This is a genomic window from Streptomyces sp. NPDC059832 (assembly GCF_042731715.1).
Lineage (GTDB): Bacteria > Actinomycetota > Actinomycetes > Streptomycetales > Streptomycetaceae > Streptomyces.
In genome coordinates this window covers 46,977-68,001 of record NZ_JBHWIY010000020.1, presented here as the reverse complement: position 1 = coordinate 68,001, position 21,025 = coordinate 46,977, and the positions used below count along the sequence as shown (strand labels likewise).

Sequence of the window (21,025 nt, the reverse complement as noted above, 5' to 3'; positions counted from 1 at the left end):
CGAACGACCGACGAGGAGGAAGCCCGGATGGCCCGTAGGGAAGAGACGGATCAGGAGGCCGCAGCGCCGCCGACGCACCGGCCGGCGACGAGTGTGCCGGTGCTCGGGGTCGGCATGGTCGGATACGCGTTCATGGGCGCCGCCCACTCGCAGGGCTGGCGCACCGCGGGACACGTCTTCGACCTGCCGATGAGACCGGCTCTCGCCGCGATCTGCGGACGCGACCGGGCGGCGGTCGACGCGGCGGCCGCCCGCCACGGCTGGGCGGCGGCCGAGACCGACTGGCGCGCCCTCATCGCCCGGGACGATGTGCAACTCGTCGACATCTGCACCCCCGGCGACAGCCACGCCGAGATCGCCATCGCCGCCCTGGAGGCGGGAAAGCACGTGCTGTGCGAGAAGCCGCTCGCCAACACGGTCGCCGAGGCGGAGGCGATGACCGAGGCCGCCGAGCGCGCCGCGGCCCGCGGCCAGGTCGCGATGGTGGGCTTCAACTACCGCAGGGTGCCCGCGATCGCCTACGCCCGACAGCTGATCGCCGAGGGGCGGATCGGCACCCTGCGGCATGTCCGCGCCGCCTACCTCCAGGACTGGCTCGTCGACCCCGAATCGCCGCTCACCTGGCGGCTGGAGCGGGAACGCGCCGGCTCGGGCGCGCTCGGCGACCTCGGCGCGCACATTGTCGACCTGGCCCAGTATCTGGCGGGGGAGCCACTGGTCGGGGTGTCGGCGGTCAGCGAGACGTTCGTACGCGAACGGCCGCGGCTCACGGGCCCGGCGGCCGGGCTTTCCGGAACGGCGGACACGGGCACGCGAGGAGCGGTGACCGTCGACGACGCGGCCCTGTTCACCGGTCGGCTCGCCTCCGGGGCGCTGGCCTCCTTCGAGGCGACCCGGATGGCGGCCGGGCGGAAGAACGCACTGCGGCTGGAGATCAACGGGGAGCGCGGCTCGCTCGCCTTCGATCTGGAACGGCTCAACGAACTCTCCTTCCACGACCACACCGAACCCGCCGCCACGGCGGGATTCCGGCGCGTCCTCGTCACCGAACCCCAGCACCCCTACCTGGAGGCGTGGTGGCCGCCGGGCCACGCCCTCGGCTACGAGCACACCTTCGTCCACCAGGCCCGCGACCTGGTGCGGACGATCGCCGAAGGGACCGCCCCGGCACCGTCGTTCGCCGACGGACTGCAGGTGCAGCGGGTGCTCGCAGCGGTGGAGGAGAGCGCCGAGAAGAACTCCGTACACACCCCCGTGGTTCTCTAGGAGGTCCCGCTCATGCCCCGTCCCTTCACACTCTTCACCGGCCAGTGGGCCGACCTGCCGCTGGAGGAGGTCTGCCGGCTCGCCCGGGACTTCGGCTACGACGGGCTCGAACTCGCCTGCTGGGGCGATCACTTCGAGGTCGACAAGGCGCTGTCCGACCCCGGCTATCTGGACGGCCGCCGGCAGCTGCTCGACAAGTACGGGCTGAAGTGCTGGGCGATCTCCAACCACCTCGTCGGCCAGGCCGTGTGCGACGACCCGATCGACGAGCGGCACCGGGGGATCCTGCCCGCGCGGATCTGGGGCGACGGCGAGCCCGAAGGGGTCCGCCGCCGGGCCGCCGAGGAGCTCAAGGACACCGCGCGGGCGGCCGCCGCCTTCGGGGTGCGTACCGTCATCGGTTTCACCGGCTCGTCGATCTGGCACCTGGTCGCGATGTTCCCGCCGGTTCCGCCGCACATGATCGAGCGGGGTTACGAGGACTTCGCCGAGCGCTGGAACCCGATCCTGGACGTCTTCGACGCGGAGGGCGTGCGGTTCGCCCATGAGGTGCACCCCAGCGAGATCGCGTACGACTACTGGACCACGCACCGCGCACTGGAGGCCGTCGGGCACCGGGCGGCCTTCGGGCTGAACTTCGACCCGAGCCACTTCGTCTGGCAGGACCTGGACCCGGTGAGCTTCCTGTACGACTTCCGGGACCGGATCTACCACGTGGACTGCAAGGAGGCACGCAAGCGCCTCGACGGCCGCAACGGCCGGCTCGGCTCGCATCTGCCCTGGGGAGATCCGCGGCGTGGCTGGGACTTCGTCTCGGCCGGGCACGGTGACGTGCCCTGGGAGGACGTCTTCCGGATGCTCCGGTCCATCGGCTACGAGGGACCCGTCTCCGTGGAGTGGGAGGACGCGGGGATGGACCGGCTGGCGGGTGCGCCGGAGGCGCTGGCCACGCTGAAGCGGTACGACTTCGATCCGCCGTCGGCATCGTTCGACGCGGCGTTCGGGGGCGGGGACTGACGGTATCCCGCCGGGGACGGTGCGGGCCCCCGGTCCGGTCCGGGACGGGGCGGGGGCGAGAGCTTCGCGGCCGTCCCCCACCCACCCCTGCCCTCGCCCCGCTTTGTCCTGGCGCAGGAAAAAGTTTGAGCGGACCGCTGCGCAAGGGCTTTCCGTCCCGGACGAACAGGTCTACGGTCCAGGACGTGTACATGACATGACTCGGGTCGCCGGTGTCCCACACACCCCGGACGACCCGCGCGGCAGTCCCCGCGCAGAACGGCACGGCAGCACCCCGCCCGTACAACCGGCACTCTCCGGAGGACACTCGTGCACAGAACCCCAACCGGAAACAGGAGCAGAACACGGCTCCGCGTCCGCAAATCCCTCGCACTGCTCACCGGCGGCCTGCTCGCCGCGGCCACCCTGGCCCTGGGAGCCACGCCCGGAGCAGCGGCGGGGCCGTCCTCGCCGGCCGCCACCGACGCGGCGGCCGAGGAATTCCAGCAGGTCACCCTCGCCAAGGGAGTGGCCGAGACCGGCGAACCCATGACACTGGCGGTGCTCCCCGACCGCAGCGTCCTGCACACCGCGCGCGGCGGCGAGCTGTGGCTCACCGACAGCGGCGGCGACACCACCCTCGCCGGTGTCCTCCCCGTCTACTCCCACGACGAGGAGGGCCTCCAGGGCGTCGGCATCGACCCGGACTTCAGCAGGAACCGGGCGATCTACCTCTACTACGCGCCCCCGCTGGACACCCCGTCCGGCGACGCCCCCGAGAACGGCACCGCCGCCGACTTCGCCAAGTTCGACGGAGTGAACCGGCTCTCGCGCTTCGTCCTCAAGGAGGACGGCACGCTCGACACCGCCAGCGAGAAGAAGGTCCTCGACATCCCGACCTCGCGCGGCATCTGCTGCCACGTGGGCGGCGACATCGACTTCGACGCGCAGGGCAACCTGTACCTGTCGACCGGCGACGACTCCAACCCCTTCGCCTCCGACGGCTACACCCCGATCGACGACCGGCCCGACCGCAACCCCGCGTTCGACGCCCGCCGCACCTCCGGGAACACCAACGACCTGCGCGGCAAGATCCTCCGCATCAAGGTCGCCGACGACGGCACGTACACCGTCCCCGAAGGCAATCTCTTCGCCCCGGGCACGGACAAGACCCGCCCCGAGATCTACGCGATGGGCTTCCGCAACCCCTTCCGCTTCACCGTCGACAAGCCCACCGGCACCGTGTACGTCGGTGACTACGGGCCCGACGCCGGTGCGGCCGACCCCAAGCGCGGACCGGGCGGCCAGGTCGAGTTCGCCCGCGTCACCAAGGCCGGCAACTTCGGCTGGCCGTTCTGCACGGGCAAGAACGACCCGTTCGTCGACTACGACTTCGCGACCAAGACCTCCGGCGCGACCTTCGACTGCGCCGCACCCAGGAACACCTCCCGGTACAACACCGGGCTGGTCGACCTGCCGCCGTCCCAGCCCGCCTGGATCCCGTACGACGGCGGGTCCGTGCCCGAGTTCGGCAGCGGCTCCGAGTCCCCGATGGGCGGACCGGTCTACCACTACGACGCCGCCCTCGACTCGCCCGTGAAGTTCCCCGAGGCCTACGACGGCAACTTCTTCGCCGGTGAGTTCGGCCGGCGCTGGATCAAGCGCATCGACCAGGACACCGACGGCACGGTGAAGTCCATCAACGCCTTCCCGTGGGCGGGAACCCAGGTGATGGACATGACGTTCGGCCCCGACGGCGCGCTCTACGTCCTGGACTACGGGACCGGCTACTTCGGCGGCGACCAGAACTCGGCCCTCTACCGCATCGAGAACGCCACCGGCGGACGCTCCCCGATCGCCGAGGCGACGTCCAACAAGACCTCGGGCACCGCACCCCTCAAGGTCGCCTTCTCCTCGGCCGGAACCACCGACGCCGACGGCGACACGCTCAGTTACAGCTGGGACTTCGGTGACGGCGGCACATCGACCGCCGCCAACCCCACGTACACGTACAAGAAGAACGGCACCTACACCGCCACCGTCACCGCCACGGACCCCACCGGCCGCACCGGCTCGGCCAACGTCCATGTGACGGTCGGCAACACCGCTCCCAAGGTCGTGCTGGAACTCCCCGGTGACGGGCAGCTGTTCTCCTTCGGCGACGAGATCCCGTTCAAGGTGACCGTCACCGATCCCGAGGACGGAACCATCGACTGCTCGAAGATCGAGGTCCGCTTCATCCTCGGACACGACAGCCACGGCCACCCCATCACCTCGGCACACGGCTGCACCGGCACCATCAAGACCGAGATGGACGGCGGACACGACCCCAACGCCAACATCTTCGGCGTCATCGACGCCTCGTACACGGACGGCGGGGGAGGCGGCCAGGCATCCCTGTCCGGCCACGACCAGGCCGAACTCCAGCCGCGCCACCGGCAGGCCGAGCACTACGGCGACTCCCACGGCGTCGCCCCGCAGAACAAGGCGACCGCCCACGGCGGCAAGACGGTCGGCGACATCCACAACGACGACTGGATCTCCTTCAAGCCGTACCTCCTGGCCGGCTCCACCAAGCTGACCGCCCGGATCTCCTCCGGCGGCGCCGGCGGCTTCCTCGAAGTCCGGACCGGTTCGGCGACCGGCAAGATCCTCGGCTCCGCACCCGTCCCGGTGACCGGCGCCTGGGACAACTTCCAGGACATCGACGTACCGCTGCGCGGAGTCCCGAAGAAGTCCACCGAACTCTTCCTGGTCTTCAAGGGAGGCGACGGAGCGCTCTTCGACATCGACGACTTCGAGCTCTCCAACAGCGCCCCCGACAAGACCGCCAAGCGGGTCCTGGTCTTCTCGAAGACGGCCGGCTTCCGCCACGACGCGATTCCGGACGGCATCGCGGCGCTCAAGGAACTCGGCAAGGACAGCAACATCACCGTCGACGCCACGGAGACGGCCGGCCAGTTCACCACCAGCAACCTGGCCCGCTACGACGCCGTCGTCTTCCTCTCGACGACCGGTGACGTGCTCAACGCCGACCAGCAGAAGGCCTTCGAGAACTACGTGGCCACCGGCGGCGGCTACATGGGCGTCCACGCGGCGGCGGACACCGAGTACGACTGGGCGTTCTACGGCGGACTCGTCGGGGCCTACTTCTCCTCGCACCCCGCCATCCAGCCCGCCACCGTCCGGGTCGAGGACCACAAGCATCCGGCCACCGCAGACCTCGGCGACGAGTGGAACCGCACCGACGAGTGGTACAACTACCGCACGAATCCCCGAGGTCAGGCGAAGGTCCTCGCCACACTCGACGAGACGACCTACACCGGCGGCACCATGAAGGGCGACCACCCCATCACCTGGTGCCAGACCTACCGGGGCGGCCGCTCCTTCTACACGGGCCTCGGCCACACCAAGGAGTCCTACGCCGAACCGGACTTCCGCAAGCTGCTCCTCGGCGGCATGCGGTACGCGGCCGGCCAGGTGAAGGCCGATTGCAAGCCCGACACCGGCTACCGGTCGATCTTCAACGGCAAGACGCTCGAAGGCTGGAAGCAGGCGGGCCCCGGCAAGTTCGACGTCGTCGACGGTGAACTCCGCTCCCAGGGCGGCATGGGCCTGCTCACCTACCAGGCCAAGGAGCTGGGGTCCTACTCGCTCAAGCTCGACTGGAAGATGCAGGGCGACGACAACTCCGGTGTCTTCGTCGGCTTCCCGGAGTCCGACGACCCCTGGTCCGCGGTGAACAACGGCTACGAGGTCCAGATCGACGCCAGCGACGCGCCCGACCGCACCACGGGTTCGATCTACACCTTCAAGGCCGCGAACGCCAAGGCCCGTGACCAGGTCCTGCGCCCGCCCGGCCAGTGGAACAGCTACGAGATCAAGGTCCAGGGCGAACGTCTCCAGGTCTTCCTCAACGGAGTGAAGATCAACGACTTCACCAACACCGATCCGGTACGGAGCCTGAAGAGCGGCTACATCGGCATCCAGAACCACGGCGCCGACGACCATGTGTCGTTCCGCAACATCCAGCTGAAGGAACTGCCCTCGGCGTAGGGCGCCCACCGCGGCGACGGCGGGTGGGGGAGAGAACGCACCGCCCCCGCCCGCCGTCCCCGCCCGATCCCGTCCCCGTCGCACAGCGCCACCCGCTCTGCCCAGCCAGCACCCCCAGCCAGGGAGGCAGTCCGTGTCAGCACCCGCCGTACGTACCGGAGTCTGGTTCATCGGAGCACGCGGCTCCGTCGCCACCACCGCCACCGCGGGGTGCGCGGCGGTCGCGGCAGGGCTCCACCCGGCGGCAGGCATGGTCACCGAGACCCCACCCTTCGCGGGCAGCGGGCTGCCCGCACTCACCTCGCTCGTCTTCGGCGGACACGACACGGCCGGCTGCCCGCTGCCGAAACGGGCCGAGGCACTGGCGGCCGGGGGAGTGCTGCCGCACGGTCTGCCCTCGGCGGTGCACGCCGAACTGGCCGCCGCGGACGCGGAGATACGGCCCGGCGGCCCATTGCCCGGCGACACCCGAAGCGACGAGGAACTCATCACCGCGTTCGCCGCCGACCTCACCGACTTCGGGCACCGGAACGACCTGGCCAGGACGGTCGTCATCAACGTGGCGTCCACGGAACCCGTCCCGGCTCCCGGCGAACAGAGGCTGCCCGCCAGCTCGCTCTACGCGGCGGCGGCACTGAGGGCCGGCTGCCCCTACATCAACTTCACCCCCTCCACCGGGCTGCGCACCCCCGCGCTCCGGGACGCCGTCGCGGCCTGCGGACTTCCTCACGCGGGCCGCGACGGCAAGACCGGCCAGACGCTGCTCCGCTCCGTACTCGCCCCGATGTTCGTGCAACGCGCCCTGCCCGTACGGGCCTGGTCGGGGACCAACCTGCTCGGCGGCGGGGACGGAGCGGCGCTGGCCGACCCGGGCGCGGCGGCCGCCAAGAACGCCGGCAAGGAACGCGTCCTCGCCGACACCCTGGGCACCGCCCCCGAGGGCGAGGTCCACATCGACGACGTACCGGCCCTCGGCGACTGGAAGACCGCCTGGGACCACATCGCGTTCGACGGGTTCCTCGGTGCGCGGATGGTGCTCCAGACCACCTGGCAGGGCTGCGACTCCGCACTGGCCGCGCCCCTGGTCCTGGACCTGGCCAGGCTGGTGGCCCGCGCCCACGAGCGGGGCATGAGCGGCCCCCTGCCCCAGCTCGGCTTCTACTTCAAGGACCCGGACGGCGGCCCGGCCGCGCTCTTCGAGCAGTACCTTGCGCTGCTCGCCTTCGCCGAGACGCTGCGGGGGGAACAGTGACGATACGCGCCTGGGCGGAACTGCTACGGGTGTCCGCCCTCTTCACCGTCCCCGGCGACGCGCTCGCCGGGGCGGCGGCGAGCGGCCGGCGTCCCGACCGCGGAACCGTGCTCGCCGTCGGCGCCTCGCTCTGCCTGTACGAGGCGGGCATGGCGCTCAACGACTGGGCCGACCGCGAGGAGGACGCCATCGACCGCCCGCACCGGCCGATCCCCTCGGGCCGGATCGCACCCGGTGCGGCCCTCGCGGCGGCGGGCACGCTGACGGCCGCGGGGCTGGGCCTCGCCGCCGGGGCCGGCCGCCCGGCCCTCGCCGTGGCCACGGGGCTGGCGGCGACCGTGTGGGCGTACGACCTCCGGTTGAAGCACACCCCGGCCGGGCCGGCCGCGATGGCGGCCGCACGCGGCCTGGACCTGCTGCTCGGGGCCACCGCAACCGGGGCGGCGAAGCGGGCCATGGGGGCGCGGGCGGGTTCGGGAGCCGTCCCAGGCCCGGGAGCCGACTCCGGCGCGGGAGCCGCCGCTGGGCCGGAATCGGCTGGGCGCGGCTCCGTCCGCGCGGCCCTTCCGGCCGCCGGCCTGCTGGGCGCGCACACCTACGCCGTCACCGCCGTCTCCCGGCACGAGGCGCACGGCGGATCCACCACCGCACCCCTCGCCGCGCTCGCGGCCGTGGCCGCACTGGGCGCGGCGGCCGTGCACGAGCAGCGCGGGCGGTGCGGAGCCCCGGCGGCGGACCCGCGTACGGGGAGCGGCAGCCGGGACGAGTCGCCCCGCCCGCACCCCTCGCACCGAGCACCGACGCCCCTCGCCCCCACCACGCCCACCGCCCCCGGTCTCGTGCGCACCGCGCTCACCGGCTCCTACTTCCGGACCGCCGCGGTCCCCCTGCTCCACGCCGCGCTCAACCCGTCCCCGCCGCTCACCCAGCGCGCCGTCGGCGGCGGCATCCGGGCGATGATCCCGCTCCAGGCCGCCCTCGCCGCCCGCGCGGGAGCGGTCGGCACGGGGCTCGCCGTCATGGGACTCGTACCGATCGCCCGCACCCTCGCCCGGAAGGTGAGCCCGACATGACGATCCGCTACGGCTACGGCACCAACGGGCTCACCGACCTCCGCCTGGACGACGCCCTCGGTCTCCTCGCCGACCTCGGGTACGACGGGGTCGGCCTGACCCTCGACCACATGCACCTCGACCCCCTCGCCCCGGACGTCGCCACCCGCACCCGACACGTGGCTTCGAGGCTCCAGGAGCTGGGGCTCGGCGTCACGGTCGAGACCGGCGCCCGCTACGTCCTCGACCCACGCCGCAAGCACGGCCCGTCCCTCCTCGATCCGGACCCGGAGGCCCGCGCCGCCCGCACCCGGCTGCTCGTCCGGGCCGTCGGCATCGCCGCCGACCTCGGCGCCCACGCCGTGCACTGCTTCAGCGGCATCACCCCACCGGACACCACCCCCGACACCGCCTGGCAGCGGCTCACCGGCTCCCTCGCCCCGGTCCTGGAGGCCGCCGACCGCTCCGGCATTCCCCTGGCGATCGAACCCGAGCCCGGACACCTCCTCGCCAACCTCGCCGACTTCCACCATCTGCGCGTCCTCAGCGGAGATCCGCCACCGCTCGGGCTCACCCTCGACATCGGCCACTGCCAGTGCCTGGAGCCCGCCCTGCCCGTCGACTGCGTCCGCGACGCCGCGCCCTGGCTGCGCCACGTCCAGATCGAGGACATGCGCCGCGGCGTCCATGAACACCTCCCGTTCGGCGAGGGCGAGATCGACTTCCCGCCCGTACTCGAAGCACTCGACACCCTCTCCGGCACCGGATACCGCGGCCTCACCGTTGTCGAACTGCCCCGCCACTCCCACGCCGGCCCCGAACTCGCCCGCACCTCCATCGAGTTCCTCCGCGAACACAGTCCGTCGAGCCACCACAGTCCGTCGAGCGACAGTCCGTCGAGCCGCTGAACCGCCGAAGGGAGCGACGCCATGCCGATGTCCCCGACGAACCCCCCGCTGCTGACCCGCAAGGAACTCGACACACAGCTCGGCGGAGCCGCGCGCGCCTGGCTCGACGAGGCCCTCGCCGAGGCGGAGCACTCCGCCACCCACCAGGACACCGAACAGCCCGGCGGACCGTACGCCGCCCCGTCGTGGGAACTGCGGTACGCCGCGGCCGGCCGGCACTGCGGACTCGAACACGCCGACTCCGTACGCGCCCTGCTGCTCATCGAAGCCCGTGCCGCGCTGCCCGCCCTGACCAGGCTCTACGAACAGGGCACCGCCGCCGAACGACGGGCCGTCCTGCTCACCCTGCACCGCCTCGACCTCGGCCCCACCGCCCTTCCCGTCGTCGAGGACGCCCTGCGCACCAACGACACCCGGCTGATCGCCGCGGCCGTCGGCCCGTACGCCGCCACCCATCTCGATCCGCACAGCTGGCGCCACGCCATTCTCAAGTGCCTTTTCACCGAGGTCCCCGTCGACGCCGTCGACGGACTGGCCCGACGCGCGCGCGGCGACGCCGAACTCGCCCGCATGCTCGGCGACTTCGCCGCCGAACGCACCGCGGCGGGCCGCAGTGTCCCCGCCGATCTCACTCGCGTCCTCGAACTCACCACCCCCGGTGCAGCCGCCCCCACGGAGGAGTCCTGATGCGCATCTTCGACCCGCACATCCATATGACCTCCCGCACCACGGACGACTACCGGGCGATGTACGACGCGGGGGTCCGCGCCCTCGTCGAACCCTCCTTCTGGCTCGGCCAGCCCCGCACCTCGCCCGCCAGCTTCTTCGACTACTTCGATGCCCTGCTCGGCTGGGAACCCTTCCGCGCCGCCCAGTACGGCATCGCCCACCACTGCACGCTCGCCCTCAACCCCAAGGAGGCGAACGACCCGCGCTGCGTCCCCGTCCTGGAGGCCCTGCCCCGCTATCTCGTCAAGGACTCGGTCGTCGCCGTCGGCGAGATCGGCTACGACTCCATGACCCCGGCCGAGGACACCGCCCTGGCCGCCCAGCTCCAGCTCGCCGCCGACCACGGCCTGCCCGCCCTCGTGCACACCCCGCACCGGGACAAGCTCGCCGGGCTGCACCGCACCCTCGACGTCATCCGCGAATCCCACCTCTCCCCGGAGCGGGTCCTGCTCGACCACCTCAACGAGACCACCGTGAAGGACGCCCTGGACAGCGGCTGCTGGGCCGGATTCTCCATCTACCCCGACACCAAGATGGACGAGGACCGCATGATCGCGATCCTCAGGATCCACGGCACCGAGAAGGTCCTGGTCAACTCGGCCGCCGACTGGGGCAGAAGCGATCCGCTCAAGACCCGCAAGGTGGGCGACGCGATGCTCGCCGCCGGATTCAGCGACGACGACGTCGACCAGGTGCTCTGGCGCAACCCCGTCGCCTTCTACGGACAGAGCGGCCGGCTCCAGCTCGGCATCGCCGCGCCGGAACCCCTCCACGAAGGCAACTCCATCCTGCGCGGCGGGGAGTGAGGCGATGCGCTTCCGCCACCCCGACGGCTCCACCGTCCACCTCTCGTACTGCACCAACGTCCACCCAGCCGAGACGCTCGACGGCGTCCGCGCCCAACTGCGCGACCACTGCGAACCGGTCCGCAGACGCCTCGGCCGCGACCGGCTCGGCATCGGCCTCTGGCTCGCCAGGGACGCGGCCCGCACCCTGGTCAACGACCCCGCCGAGCTGCGGTCCCTCCACGCCGAACTGGACCGCCGCGGCCTGGAGGTGGTCACCCTCAACGGCTTCCCGTACGAGGGATTCGGCGCCGACGAGGTCAAGTACCGCGTGTACAAGCCCGACTGGACGGATCCGGAGCGTCTCGCCCACACCACCGACCTCGCCCGGCTGCTGGCCGGCCTGCTCCCCGACGACGCCACCGAAGGAACCATCTCCACCCTCCCGATCGCCTGGCGCACCCCCTTCGACTCGGACCCGGAGGCGGCCCGAGCGGCACACACCGCGCTCACCACCCTCGGCGAACGCCTGGACGCACTCGCCGAACTCACCGGCAAGTCCATCCGTATCGGCCTCGAACCCGAGCCGGGCTGCACGGTCGAGACCACCGCCGACGCCATCTCACCCCTCACCGCCGTCGGACACCCACGCATCGGCATCTGCATCGACACCTGCCACCTGGCCACCTCCTTCGAGGACCCCGACACCGCCGTCGACGCGCTCGACGCGGCGGGCATCCCGATCGCCAAGGCACAGCTCTCCGCCGCCCTGCACGCCGAACACCCCCACCTCCCCGAGGTGCGCGCCGCACTCGCCGCCTTCGCCGAGCCCCGCTTCCTGCACCAGACCCGCACCGACACCGCCGCCGGGCTGCGCGGCACCGACGACCTCGGCGAGGCCGTCACCGGCCGGGCCCTGCCGGACGGAACCCCCTGGCGCTCCCACTTCCACGTCCCCCTGCACGCACCCCCCGCACCACCGCTCACCTCCACCCTTCCCGTGCTCAGTTCCGCACTGACCCGACTGGTGGGCGGCGCACGGCCCCTCACCAGGCACCTGGAGGTCGAGACGTACACCTGGCAGGCGCTCCCGGCCGCGCTGCGCCCCCGGACCCGCACCCAGCTCGCCGACGGCATCGCCGCCGAACTCACCCTCGCCCGCGACCTCCTGGTCGACCTCGGCCTCAAGGAGCTCCCGTGACCACAGCCGAGCAGCCCACCGGGCCCATGACTCCCCACCCCCTCCTCGTCATCGATGTCGTCGGCCTCACCCCACGGCTCCTCGACCACATGCCGCACCTGAAGGCCCTGGGGCAGTCCGGCACCCACGCGCCCCTCGGCACCGTCCTCCCCGCCGTCACGTGCGCGGCCCAGTCCACCTTCCTCACCGGCACCACCCCCGCCGAACACGGCATCGTCGCCAACGGCTGGTACTTCCGCGAACTCGGCGACGTCCTGCTCTGGCGCCAGCACAACGGACTGGTCGCGGGCGACAAACTCTGGGACGCCGCCCGCCGCGCCCACCCCGGCTTCACGGTCGCCAACATCTGCTGGTGGTACGCGATGGGCGCCGACACCGACATCACCGTCACCCCGCGCCCCGTCTACTACGCCGACGGACGCAAGGAACCCGACTGCTACACCCGGCCGCCCGCCCTGCACGACGAACTCACCGTGAAATTCGGCACATTCCCCCTCTTCCACTTCTGGGGCCCCGGCGCGGACCTCGTCTCCTCGCAGTGGATCATCGACGCGACCCGGCACATCCTCGACACCCGCCACCCCGACCTGGCCCTGTGCTACCTCCCGCATCTCGACTACGACCTCCAGCGCTACGGTCCCGACGACCCGCGCTCCTACCGGGCCGCGGCCGAACTCGACCGCGCCATGGCCCCCCTCCTGGACGACGCCCGCCGCGAGGGCCGCACCGTCGTCGCCCTCTCCGAATACGGCATCACCCGTGTCGACCGGCCCGTGGACATCAACCGGGCCCTGCGCCGCGCCGGCCTCCTGGAGGTCCACACCCAGGACGGCATGGAATACCTCGACCCGATGGCTTCCCGCGCCTTCGCCGTCGCCGACCACCAGCTCGCCCACATCTACGTACGCCGCCCCGAGGACCTCGAAGCGACCCGCGAAGCACTCCGGGACGTCCAGGGCATCGAGCAGCTCCTCGACGACGAGGGCAAGAAGGAACACGGCCTCGACCATCCGCGCTCCGGCGAGCTGGTCGCCGTCGCGGACCCGGATGCCTGGTTCACGTACTACTACTGGCTCGACGACGCCCGCGCACCCGACTTCGCGCAGCTCGTCGAGATCCATCGCAAACCCGGCTACGACCCCGTCGAACTCTTCCTGGACCCCCAGGACCCGTACGTCCGCGTCAAGGCGGCCACGGCCGTCGCCCGCAAGAAGCTCGGCATGCGCTACCGCATGGCGGTCGTACCCCTGGACCCGTCACCTATTCGCGGCAGCCACGGCCGCCTTCCGCAGAGCGACGAAGAAGGTCCGCTCATCCTGTGCTCCACCCCCCACGCGTTCACCGGCCCCGTCCGGGCCACCGAAGTGAAGTCCTTGCTCCTTGAGCTTGCCGGACTGCACTGACAACGTCCCGCCCCCAGAAGGAGTTCCCTCATGAGCCGCCGCACCCCCGTCGACGCCGAACTCGCCCGCAAGCTCAGCCGGCGCTCCATGCTCGGCGTGGCCGCCGGAGCCACCGCAGCAGCCCTCCTCGGCGCCGCGGCCCCCGCCGCCACCGCCCAGGGCAGGCCCCAGGGCGACCCGCTGCTGCCGCCCGGCCGTCTCGGAATCCAGCTCTACACCCTCCGCGACAAGGTCTCGACCCTCGGCTTCGACAAGGTCTTCGCCGAACTGGAGGCGTACGGCTACGACGAGGTCGAGTACGCCGGCTACACCCAGGGTTCGGCCGGTGCCATCACCCTCGCCCAGCTCAAGCGGCTCACCCGCGACCACGGGCTCAAGGGCATCGGCAGTCACGTCGGCTACTACGACGACAACAACCCGAACGCCTACACCTTCGCGCAGAACCTCACCAAGGTCCTCGACGACGCCCAGGCCCTCGGCCTCAAGCATGTCGGTACCGCCTCGGGACCGTTCCGCTACGGATCGACGGTCGACGCCTGGAAGCGCGCCGCCGCGGACTTCAACACCTATGGTGCCGCGGCCAGGGCACGCGGCATGAAGTTCTACCAGCACAACCACGCCGAGGAGTTCTCCTTCGCCACCGACCGGCCCGATGTCCGCCTCTACGACGTACTGCTCGCCGAGACCGACCCCGATCTGGTCTTCCTGGAGATGGACATCTACTGGGCCTATGTCGGCCAGTTCCGGTTCGGCAAGCGGGCCGACGGCACCCCCGACACCTTCGACCCGTTGCACTACGTACTGAAGCAGCCCGACCGCTACCCGCTCTTCCACGTCAAGGACGGCGAGCACGACATCGCGGCCCGCGACGGCTACCGCATGGTGGACGTCGGGGACGGCGACATCGACTACAAGAAGTTCCTCAGTGCCGTCACCAGGACCCACGGCGGCCGCCGTGACCACCACTGGCAGGTGGAGCACGACCAGCCGATCGTCGACTCCTTCACCACGGCCCGCCGCTCGGCCGCCTACCTGCACACACTGCGCCGCAAGGGCTGCTAGGGCCTCTCGTTCGGATCATGCCGGGCTCGCGTGGTCCGGCACGCACGATGACCCTCCTCGCAAAGGGCGGGGAGGGCCGTCGTCGTCGGTATCCGTGGAGAGGGCTCAGACGGCTTCCCGGCCGACCGGCACACCGGATCCGGGGCCGTGCCGCGCACCCGTGGATGTCCCGGCTGCTTCAGCAGCAGCGCGAAGCCGGCCGCCGCCATGGAGATCCCACCGGCGAGCGCGTAGGCACCGTCGTAGCCCCAGGCGTCGACCACCATCGAGCCGAGACCGCCGCCGAACAGACCACTGACCAGCTTCCCGCTGCATCGGGTGCGTACGCCCGCATGTTCTCGACGATCCGGCAGAACGCGGCCCGTACCTCCGAGGCGCCCTCCACGCCGATGACGACACCGCCGGCCTCCGTCTTGTGCAGCACCTCCGGGGAGACGACCTTCAGCACGACCGGCCGGCCGAGCCGGTCGGCGTACGACACGGCCTCGTCGACGTCCTGGGCCAGCTCCTCGCCCGGCACGGCGATTCCGTGGGCCTTGGTGATGATTTCCCCCCGGGGGCGGTGAGCGTGTCGCGCCCGGCGGCCCGGACGGAGTCGAACAGTTCCCGTACCCGTTCGCGATCCTGTGATCCGGTCATGGCTCAGATGACTCCGTCCGACTTCAGCAACCGCAGTTCCTCGTCGCCGAGGCCCGGTTCACCGACGTACACCTCTTCGTTGTGCTCACCCGGCAGGGGCGAAGTCACCACGTCCACGGGGGAGTCGGAGAGTTTCAGCGCGGGGATCCCACCGTGGTGAACGTGCCACGTTCCGGATGCTCGACCCGGACGGCCGTCTCGTTGGCGACGAGGGACTCGTCCTCGACGATCTCCTAGGCGGAGAGGATCGGGCCGCAGGGGATGTTGTGGGCGTTGAGCTGCTCCAGTACGTCCCGCTTGGGCAGTGCCGAGGACCACTCCTCGCTGAGCTGGAACATCTTGTCGAGCTTGGGTAAACGGGCCTCGGGCGCCGCCCACCCGGGGTCGTCCGCCGGTTCCGGGCGTCCGATGGGTGCGGAGAGCGGATGCCGGCCCACCGTGCACTAAGTGTGCGAGCGTGACTACGGGACGTGGTAGGGGTGGACGAAGCGGTACGGGATCGCGCCGGGCGTCTCCGCCGCACCGCACTGACCACGGGAAATGCGGGTGAGACCCACCCCGAACCCCTGGTATTGTTTTCCATGTCGCCGCGGGAAACCGGGGCCGACCACCTGGTCCGGGTGGCGGAATGGCAGACGCGCTAGCTTGAGGTGCTAGTGCCCTTTATCGGGCGTGGGGGTTCAAGTCCCCCCTCGGACACCAGCTGAGACCCCAGTTCACCTGGGGTCTTCTGCGTTTCCGGGCAGTGGTGCGATCGAGCGCGTGACCAACGGCCACGCGGAACGAGGCCGCCGCAGCCGGGGCGAGGCCACCGAACCCGAGGTCATTGGCTCAGGGGCGGCCTTCGGTGATTCGCTGCAGCACTCCCCCTCGGGACGGTGCGGTCGCTGCCGCCGCCGGGGTTGCCGCCCGGATGCCGAACATGACGCGGCGTCCCCGCTCGTGTGCCCGGAGTACTCCTCACCTCCGTTCCTTCTCACTCGTTACGATCCGGTCTCGGACAGCGGGTGGGGTCTTGTTTCCAGCCATGTAATCGTTTCCAATCATCCGTGTAATCGATTCCACGGCTGTGATCCGCTGGTTTCGAGGCGTACGGAAACCACAAGGAGGTGGTCCGGACATGACGAGCATCAAGGACGTCGCGGCCCAGGCGGGAGTCTCTGTCGCCACGGTCTCCCGTGTTCTCAACAGCCATCCGTCCGTCAGCCCGGACGCGCGGACCCGAGTGATCGCCGCCGTCGACGCCCTCGGCTACCGGCCCAACGCCGTCGCCCGCTCGCTGCGCACCGATCAGACGCGCACCCTCGGCCTGGTCATCAGCGATGTGCTGAACCCGTACTTCACCGAACTGGCCCGCTTCGTCGAGGAGGAGGCCCGCGCCCTCGGCTACAGCGTCATCATCGGCAACGCCGACGAGCGGCCGGAGCTGCAGGACCACCACGTCCGTACGCTCCTCGACCGAAGGATCGACGGGCTTCTCGTCTCTCCCGCGGACGGCGACTCCCCGCTGATGGCGGATGTGGCACACGACGGCACCCCGATGGTCTTCGTGGACCGCTGGATGCCCGGTGTCGACGTCCCCGTCGTGCGCGCCGACGGCCGCCGCGCGATCCGGGACCTGGTCGCCCATCTGCACGCGCTGGGCCGCCGCAGACTCGCCATCATCGCCGGCCCCGCGGCCACCACCACGGGCAACGAGCGCGTCGAGGCCTTCCGCGAGGCGCTGTGCGCCTACGAACTCACCCTGCCCGACGTCTACATCGGCCAGGGCGACTTCCAGGCGGACAGCGGCCGACGCGTCACCGAGCGCTTCCTGGCGCTCCCCGAACCGCCCGAGGTCGTGTTCGCCGCCGACAACCTGATGGCACTCGGCGCGCTGGACGCCATCCGCGCGGCCGGACTGCGCGTCCCGCAGGACATCGGACTCGCCGCCTTCGACGACATCCCGTGGTTCGTCCACACCGACCCGCCGATCACGGCGATCGCCCAGCCGACCGGCGACCTCGGCCGTGCCGCCGTTCGCGCCCTGGTCGACATCGTCGAAGGCCGGTCCCCGCAGTCCGTCACCCTTCCCGCCCGCCTCGTCATACGCCGTTCCTGCGGCGAGCCCGCTTCGGACCAGAGGAGCAACTTGTGAGCAATCCGGACGAGTTGCTGCGCATCGAAGGCGTACGCAAGACCTTCCCCGGTGTGGTCGCGCTGGACAGCGTGGACTTCGACCTGCGCAGCGGCGAAGTGCATGTCCTGCTCGGCGAGAACGGAGCCGGCAAGAGCACGCTCATCAAAATGCTCTCCGGTGCCTACCGCCCGGACAGCGGCCGGATCTTCGCCCAGGGGCGCGAGGTCCGTATCCACGGCGCACAGGACGCCGAACGGCTCGGAATCGCCACGATCTACCAGGAGTTCAACCTGGTACCCGATCTCACCGTCGCCGAGAACATCTTCCTCGGCCGCCAGCCGCGCCGCTTCGGGATGATCGACCGGCGTCGCATGGAGGCGGACGCCGAGGTGCTCCTGCGCCGTGTCGGCCTGCATGTCTCACCGAAAGCAAAGATCCGCGAACTGGGCATCGCCCGGCTGCAGATGGTGGAGATCGCCAAGGCGCTCAGCCTGGACGCCCGCGTCCTGATCATGGACGAGCCGACCGCGGTCCTCACCTCGGAGGAGGTCGACAAGCTCTTCCGGATCGTGCGGCAGCTGCGTGCGGACGGGGTGGGGGTCGTCTTCATCACCCACCACCTGGAGGAGATCGCGGCACTCGGTGACCGGGTCACGGTGCTGCGCGACGGCCGGAGCATCGACCAGGTGCCCGCGTCGACCCCCGAGGCGGAACTCGTCCAGCTGATGGTGGGACGCAGCATCGACCAGCAGTACCCCCGCGAACGCCCCGAAACCGGCAGCCCGTTGCTGTCCGTGCGCGGCCTGACCCGCAACGGCGTGTTCCACGACATCAGCTTCGAGGTGCGGGCCGGAGAGGTGGTCGGTCTCGCCGGCCTCGTCGGCGCCGGGCGCACCGAGGTCGCACGCGCCGTCTTCGGCGCCGACCCCTACGACGGCGGCACCGTCGACGTGCTCGGCGAGCGGCTGGCCAGGCACGACGTCACCGCGGCGATGGGTGCCGGAATCGGCCTCGTACCCGAGGACCGCAAGGGGCAGGGCCTGGTGCTCGATGCCTCGGTGCAGGAGAACCTCGGCCTGGTCACCCTGCGCTCGGCCAGCCGCTCCGGACTCGTGGACCTCAAGGGGCAGCGCGTGGCCGCAGCTCGGATCGCCGAACAACTCGGCGTACGGATGGCGGGTCTCGGCCAGCATGTCCGCACGCTCTCCGGTGGCAACCAGCAGAAGGTCGTCATCGGCAAGTGGCTGCTCGCCGACACCAGAGTGCTGATCCTCGACGAACCGACCCGCGGTATCGACGTCGGTGCCAAGGTCGAGATCTACCAGCTCATCAACGAACTCACGGCATCGGGCCACGCGGTTCTGATGATCTCCAGCGACCTGCCCGAAGTCCTCGGCATGAGCGACCGGGTGCTGGTCATGTCCCAGGGCCGGATCGCGGGGGAGCTCCCCGCGCACGAAGCGACCCAGGACGCCGTGATGGCCCTTGCCGTCAGCGCACCCCCCACGACACCCCCCACGACAACCGCGGCAGCAGATCCGACTGCGAACGAAGAGGAGAGCCCTCGTGGCCACTGACACGCTCAAGAGCAATACGGGCGCCAGCGGCGCCGCAGGGCACACGGTCCGCCGGCTCCTGCTCGACAACGGCGCGCTCAGCGCTCTGGTCGTCCTGCTGGTGGCGATGTCGCTGCTCTCCAGCGACTTCCTGACCACCCAGAACCTGCTGAACATCGGTGTGCAGGCCGCCGTCACCGCGATCCTCGCGTTCGGTGTCACCTTCGTGATCGTCTCGGCGGGCATCGACCTGTCCGTGGGCTCGGTCGCCGCGCTCTCGGCGACCGTCCTGGCCTGGACGGCGACCTCGGAGGGGGTGCCGGTCTGGCTGGCGCTCATCCTCGCCGCGGCCACCGGCATCGCGTGCGGCTTCGTCAACGGGGCGCTCGTCTCGTACGGCAAACTGCCGCCGTTCATCGCGACGCTGGCGATGCTGTCGATCGCGCGCGGTCTGTCCCTGGTCATCTCCCAGGGCAAGCCGATCGACTTCCCCGGCTCGGTCTCCGTGCTCGGTGACACGCTCGGTGGCTGGTTGCCCGTCCCGGTGCTCGTGATGATCGTGATGGGACTGATCGCGGCGCTGATCCTGGCCCGTACCTACATCGGCCGTTCGATGTACGCGATCGGCGGCAACGAGGAGGCGGCCCGGCTCTCCGGACTGCGCGTCAAGCGGCAGAAACTGGCCATCTACGCCCTGTCCGGCCTCTTCGCCGCGGTCGCGGGCATCGTCCTCGCCTCCCGGCTGACCTCCGCGCAGCCGCAGGCCGCGCAGGGTTACGAACTCGACGCGATCGCCGCAGTGGTCATCGGCGGTGCCAGCCTCGCCGGCGGTGTCGGCAAGGCGTCCGGAACCCTGATCGGCGCACTCATCCTCGCCGTCCTCCGCAACGGGCTGAACCTCCTCTCCGTCTCCGCGTTCTGGCAGCAGGTCGTCATCGGTGTCGTCATCGCGCTCGCGGTGCTGCTGGACACACTCCGCCGCAAGGCCGGTTCCGGAGCCGCCGCACCGGGCGGTTCGTCCGCCGCGCCGGGCTCGCCGGGATCCGGGCGCAGGGGAGCGGGTGCGGTCAAGTTCGCTGTTGCCGCCCTGTGCGTGGCCGTCGTCGTGGGCGGGGTGTCCTACTTCAACTCCGGCTCCTCCGGCGGCAACACCAAGGTGGGCATGTCGCTCTCCACGCTCAACAACCCTTTCTTCGTACAGATGAAGGCGGGCGCGCAGGCGGAGGCGAAGGCAGCCGGGGTCGACCTCACCGTCACCGATGCGCAGAACGACGCCTCGCAGCAGGCCAACCAGCTCCAGAACTTCACGAGTTCGGGCATGAAGTCGATCATCGTCAATCCGGTGGACTCGGATGCGGCGGGCCCCGCCGTCCAGGGCGCCAACAAGGCGGACATCCCCGTGATCGCCGCCGATCGAGGCGTCAACAAGGCACGGACCGCGACGCTCGTGGCGTCCGACAACGTCGCGGGCGGCAGGCTCGCCGCCAAGGCACTGGCCGAGAAGCTCGGGGGCAAGGGCAGCATCGCCATCCTGCAGGGGACGGCCGGCACCTCGGCCAGTCGCGAGCGCGGCGCCGGCTTCGCCGAAGGCCTCAAGGCGTATCCGGGCATCAAGGTCGTGGCCAAGCAGCCGGCGGACTTCGACCGCACGAAGGGCCTGGACGTCATGACCAACCTGCTCCAGTCCCACCCCGGTATCACCGGTGTTTTCGCCGAGAACGACGAGATGGCGCTCGGCGCGGTCAAGGCACTCGGCAGCAAGGCGGGAGCGTCGGTGCCCGTCGTCGGATTCGACGGAACTCCGGACGGCCTGAAGGCGGTTGCCGCAGGGACGCTGTACGCGTCCGTGGCACAGCAGCCGAAGGAGCTGGGCAGGATCGCCGTACAGAACGCCGTGGCGGCGGCAGAGGGCAAGAAGGTCGAGAGCACGGTGAAGGTGCCGGTCAAGGTCGTCACCAGGAGCAACGTCGCCGACTTCTCCTGAGCGCGACCGAACGGTAC

14 protein-coding genes, 1 tRNA gene and 2 pseudogenes are annotated in these 21,025 nt (G+C 70.8%); 15 read left to right on the top strand and 2 right to left on the bottom strand.

Annotated features, from left to right (window positions below):
* The first annotated feature begins 27 nt into the window (after window positions 1-27).
* From ACFV8T_RS29295 to ACFV8T_RS29245, 11 genes are all read left to right on the top strand, one after another.
* Window positions 28-1,266, top strand: coding sequence for a Gfo/Idh/MocA family protein (locus ACFV8T_RS29295; protein ID WP_385333265.1), 1,239 nt, complete (start codon window positions 28-30; stop codon window positions 1,264-1,266).
* A gap of 12 nt (window positions 1,267-1,278) precedes the next feature.
* Complete coding sequence (locus ACFV8T_RS29290; RefSeq protein ID WP_385333262.1) at window positions 1,279-2,283, top strand: sugar phosphate isomerase/epimerase family protein; 1,005 nt, start codon at window positions 1,279-1,281, stop codon at window positions 2,281-2,283.
* Between the two features lie 309 nt (window positions 2,284-2,592).
* Window positions 2,593-6,318: a ThuA domain-containing protein gene (locus ACFV8T_RS29285; protein WP_385333259.1), complete on the top strand. Its 3,726-nt coding sequence runs from the start codon at window positions 2,593-2,595 to the stop codon at window positions 6,316-6,318.
* 133 nt (window positions 6,319-6,451) lie between these two features.
* Window positions 6,452-7,570 carry an inositol-3-phosphate synthase gene (locus tag ACFV8T_RS29280; RefSeq protein ID WP_385333256.1) on the top strand — a complete coding sequence of 373 codons (1,119 nt, stop codon included), beginning with the start codon at window positions 6,452-6,454 and terminating at the stop codon, window positions 7,568-7,570.
* Window positions 7,567-8,643: an SCO3242 family prenyltransferase gene (locus ACFV8T_RS29275; protein ID WP_385333253.1), complete on the top strand. Its 1,077-nt coding sequence runs from the start codon at window positions 7,567-7,569 to the stop codon at window positions 8,641-8,643. Before ACFV8T_RS29280 ends, ACFV8T_RS29275 begins: the two co-directional genes overlap by 4 nt.
* Window positions 8,640-9,530 (top strand): sugar phosphate isomerase/epimerase family protein, encoded by an 891-nt coding sequence (locus ACFV8T_RS29270; RefSeq protein ID WP_385333251.1) that lies wholly within the window; start codon window positions 8,640-8,642, stop codon window positions 9,528-9,530. Before ACFV8T_RS29275 ends, ACFV8T_RS29270 begins: the two co-directional genes overlap by 4 nt.
* 21 nt (window positions 9,531-9,551) lie before the next feature.
* Entirely contained in the window at window positions 9,552-10,217 is a 666-nt protein-coding gene (locus ACFV8T_RS29265; RefSeq protein WP_385333249.1) for an EboA domain-containing protein, read from the top strand.
* Window positions 10,217-11,065, top strand: coding sequence for a TatD family hydrolase (locus ACFV8T_RS29260; protein ID WP_385333247.1), 849 nt, complete (start codon window positions 10,217-10,219; stop codon window positions 11,063-11,065). The genes ACFV8T_RS29265 and ACFV8T_RS29260 overlap by 1 nt, the downstream gene beginning before the upstream one ends.
* Window positions 11,066-11,069: 4 nt before the next feature.
* The gene (gene eboE / locus ACFV8T_RS29255) at window positions 11,070-12,245 is read left to right on the top strand and encodes a metabolite traffic protein EboE (RefSeq protein WP_385333244.1); all 1,176 of its coding nucleotides are present in this window, start codon (window positions 11,070-11,072) and stop codon (window positions 12,243-12,245) included.
* Between the two features lie 26 nt (window positions 12,246-12,271).
* Window positions 12,272-13,648 (top strand): alkaline phosphatase family protein, encoded by a 1,377-nt coding sequence (locus ACFV8T_RS29250; protein WP_385333455.1) that lies wholly within the window; start codon window positions 12,272-12,274, stop codon window positions 13,646-13,648.
* 30 nt (window positions 13,649-13,678) lie between these two features.
* Complete coding sequence (locus tag ACFV8T_RS29245) at window positions 13,679-14,710, top strand: sugar phosphate isomerase/epimerase family protein (protein ID WP_385333242.1); 1,032 nt, start codon at window positions 13,679-13,681, stop codon at window positions 14,708-14,710.
* A 310-nt stretch (window positions 14,711-15,020) separates the two neighbouring features.
* On the opposite strand, the pseudogene ACFV8T_RS29240 reads toward ACFV8T_RS29245, so the two are convergent.
* Window positions 15,021-15,349 (bottom strand): annotated as a pseudogene (locus ACFV8T_RS29240) (acetate--CoA ligase family protein); the annotation flags it as partial.
* A gap of 3 nt (window positions 15,350-15,352) precedes the next feature.
* Window positions 15,353-15,786: pseudogene (locus ACFV8T_RS29235) on the bottom strand (CoA transferase); the annotation flags it as partial.
* Between the two features lie 177 nt (window positions 15,787-15,963).
* On the opposite strand from ACFV8T_RS29235, the gene ACFV8T_RS29230 reads away from it, so the two are divergent.
* From ACFV8T_RS29230 to ACFV8T_RS29215, 4 genes are all read left to right on the top strand, one after another.
* Window positions 15,964-16,051: transfer RNA gene (locus ACFV8T_RS29230), tRNA-Leu, on the top strand.
* Window positions 16,052-16,469: 418 nt separating this feature from the next.
* Window positions 16,470-17,486, top strand: a complete 1,017-nt coding sequence (locus ACFV8T_RS29225) for a LacI family DNA-binding transcriptional regulator (RefSeq protein ID WP_385333240.1) — start codon at window positions 16,470-16,472, stop codon at window positions 17,484-17,486.
* A complete protein-coding gene (locus ACFV8T_RS29220) occupies window positions 17,483-19,045 on the top strand; it encodes a sugar ABC transporter ATP-binding protein (protein WP_385333237.1) in 1,563 nt (520 codons plus the stop codon). The genes ACFV8T_RS29225 and ACFV8T_RS29220 overlap by 4 nt, the downstream gene beginning before the upstream one ends.
* The gene (locus ACFV8T_RS29215) at window positions 19,035-21,008 is read left to right on the top strand and encodes a substrate-binding domain-containing protein (protein WP_385333235.1); all 1,974 of its coding nucleotides are present in this window, start codon (window positions 19,035-19,037) and stop codon (window positions 21,006-21,008) included. The genes ACFV8T_RS29220 and ACFV8T_RS29215 overlap by 11 nt, the downstream gene beginning before the upstream one ends.
* Window positions 21,009-21,025 lie beyond the last annotated feature (17 nt).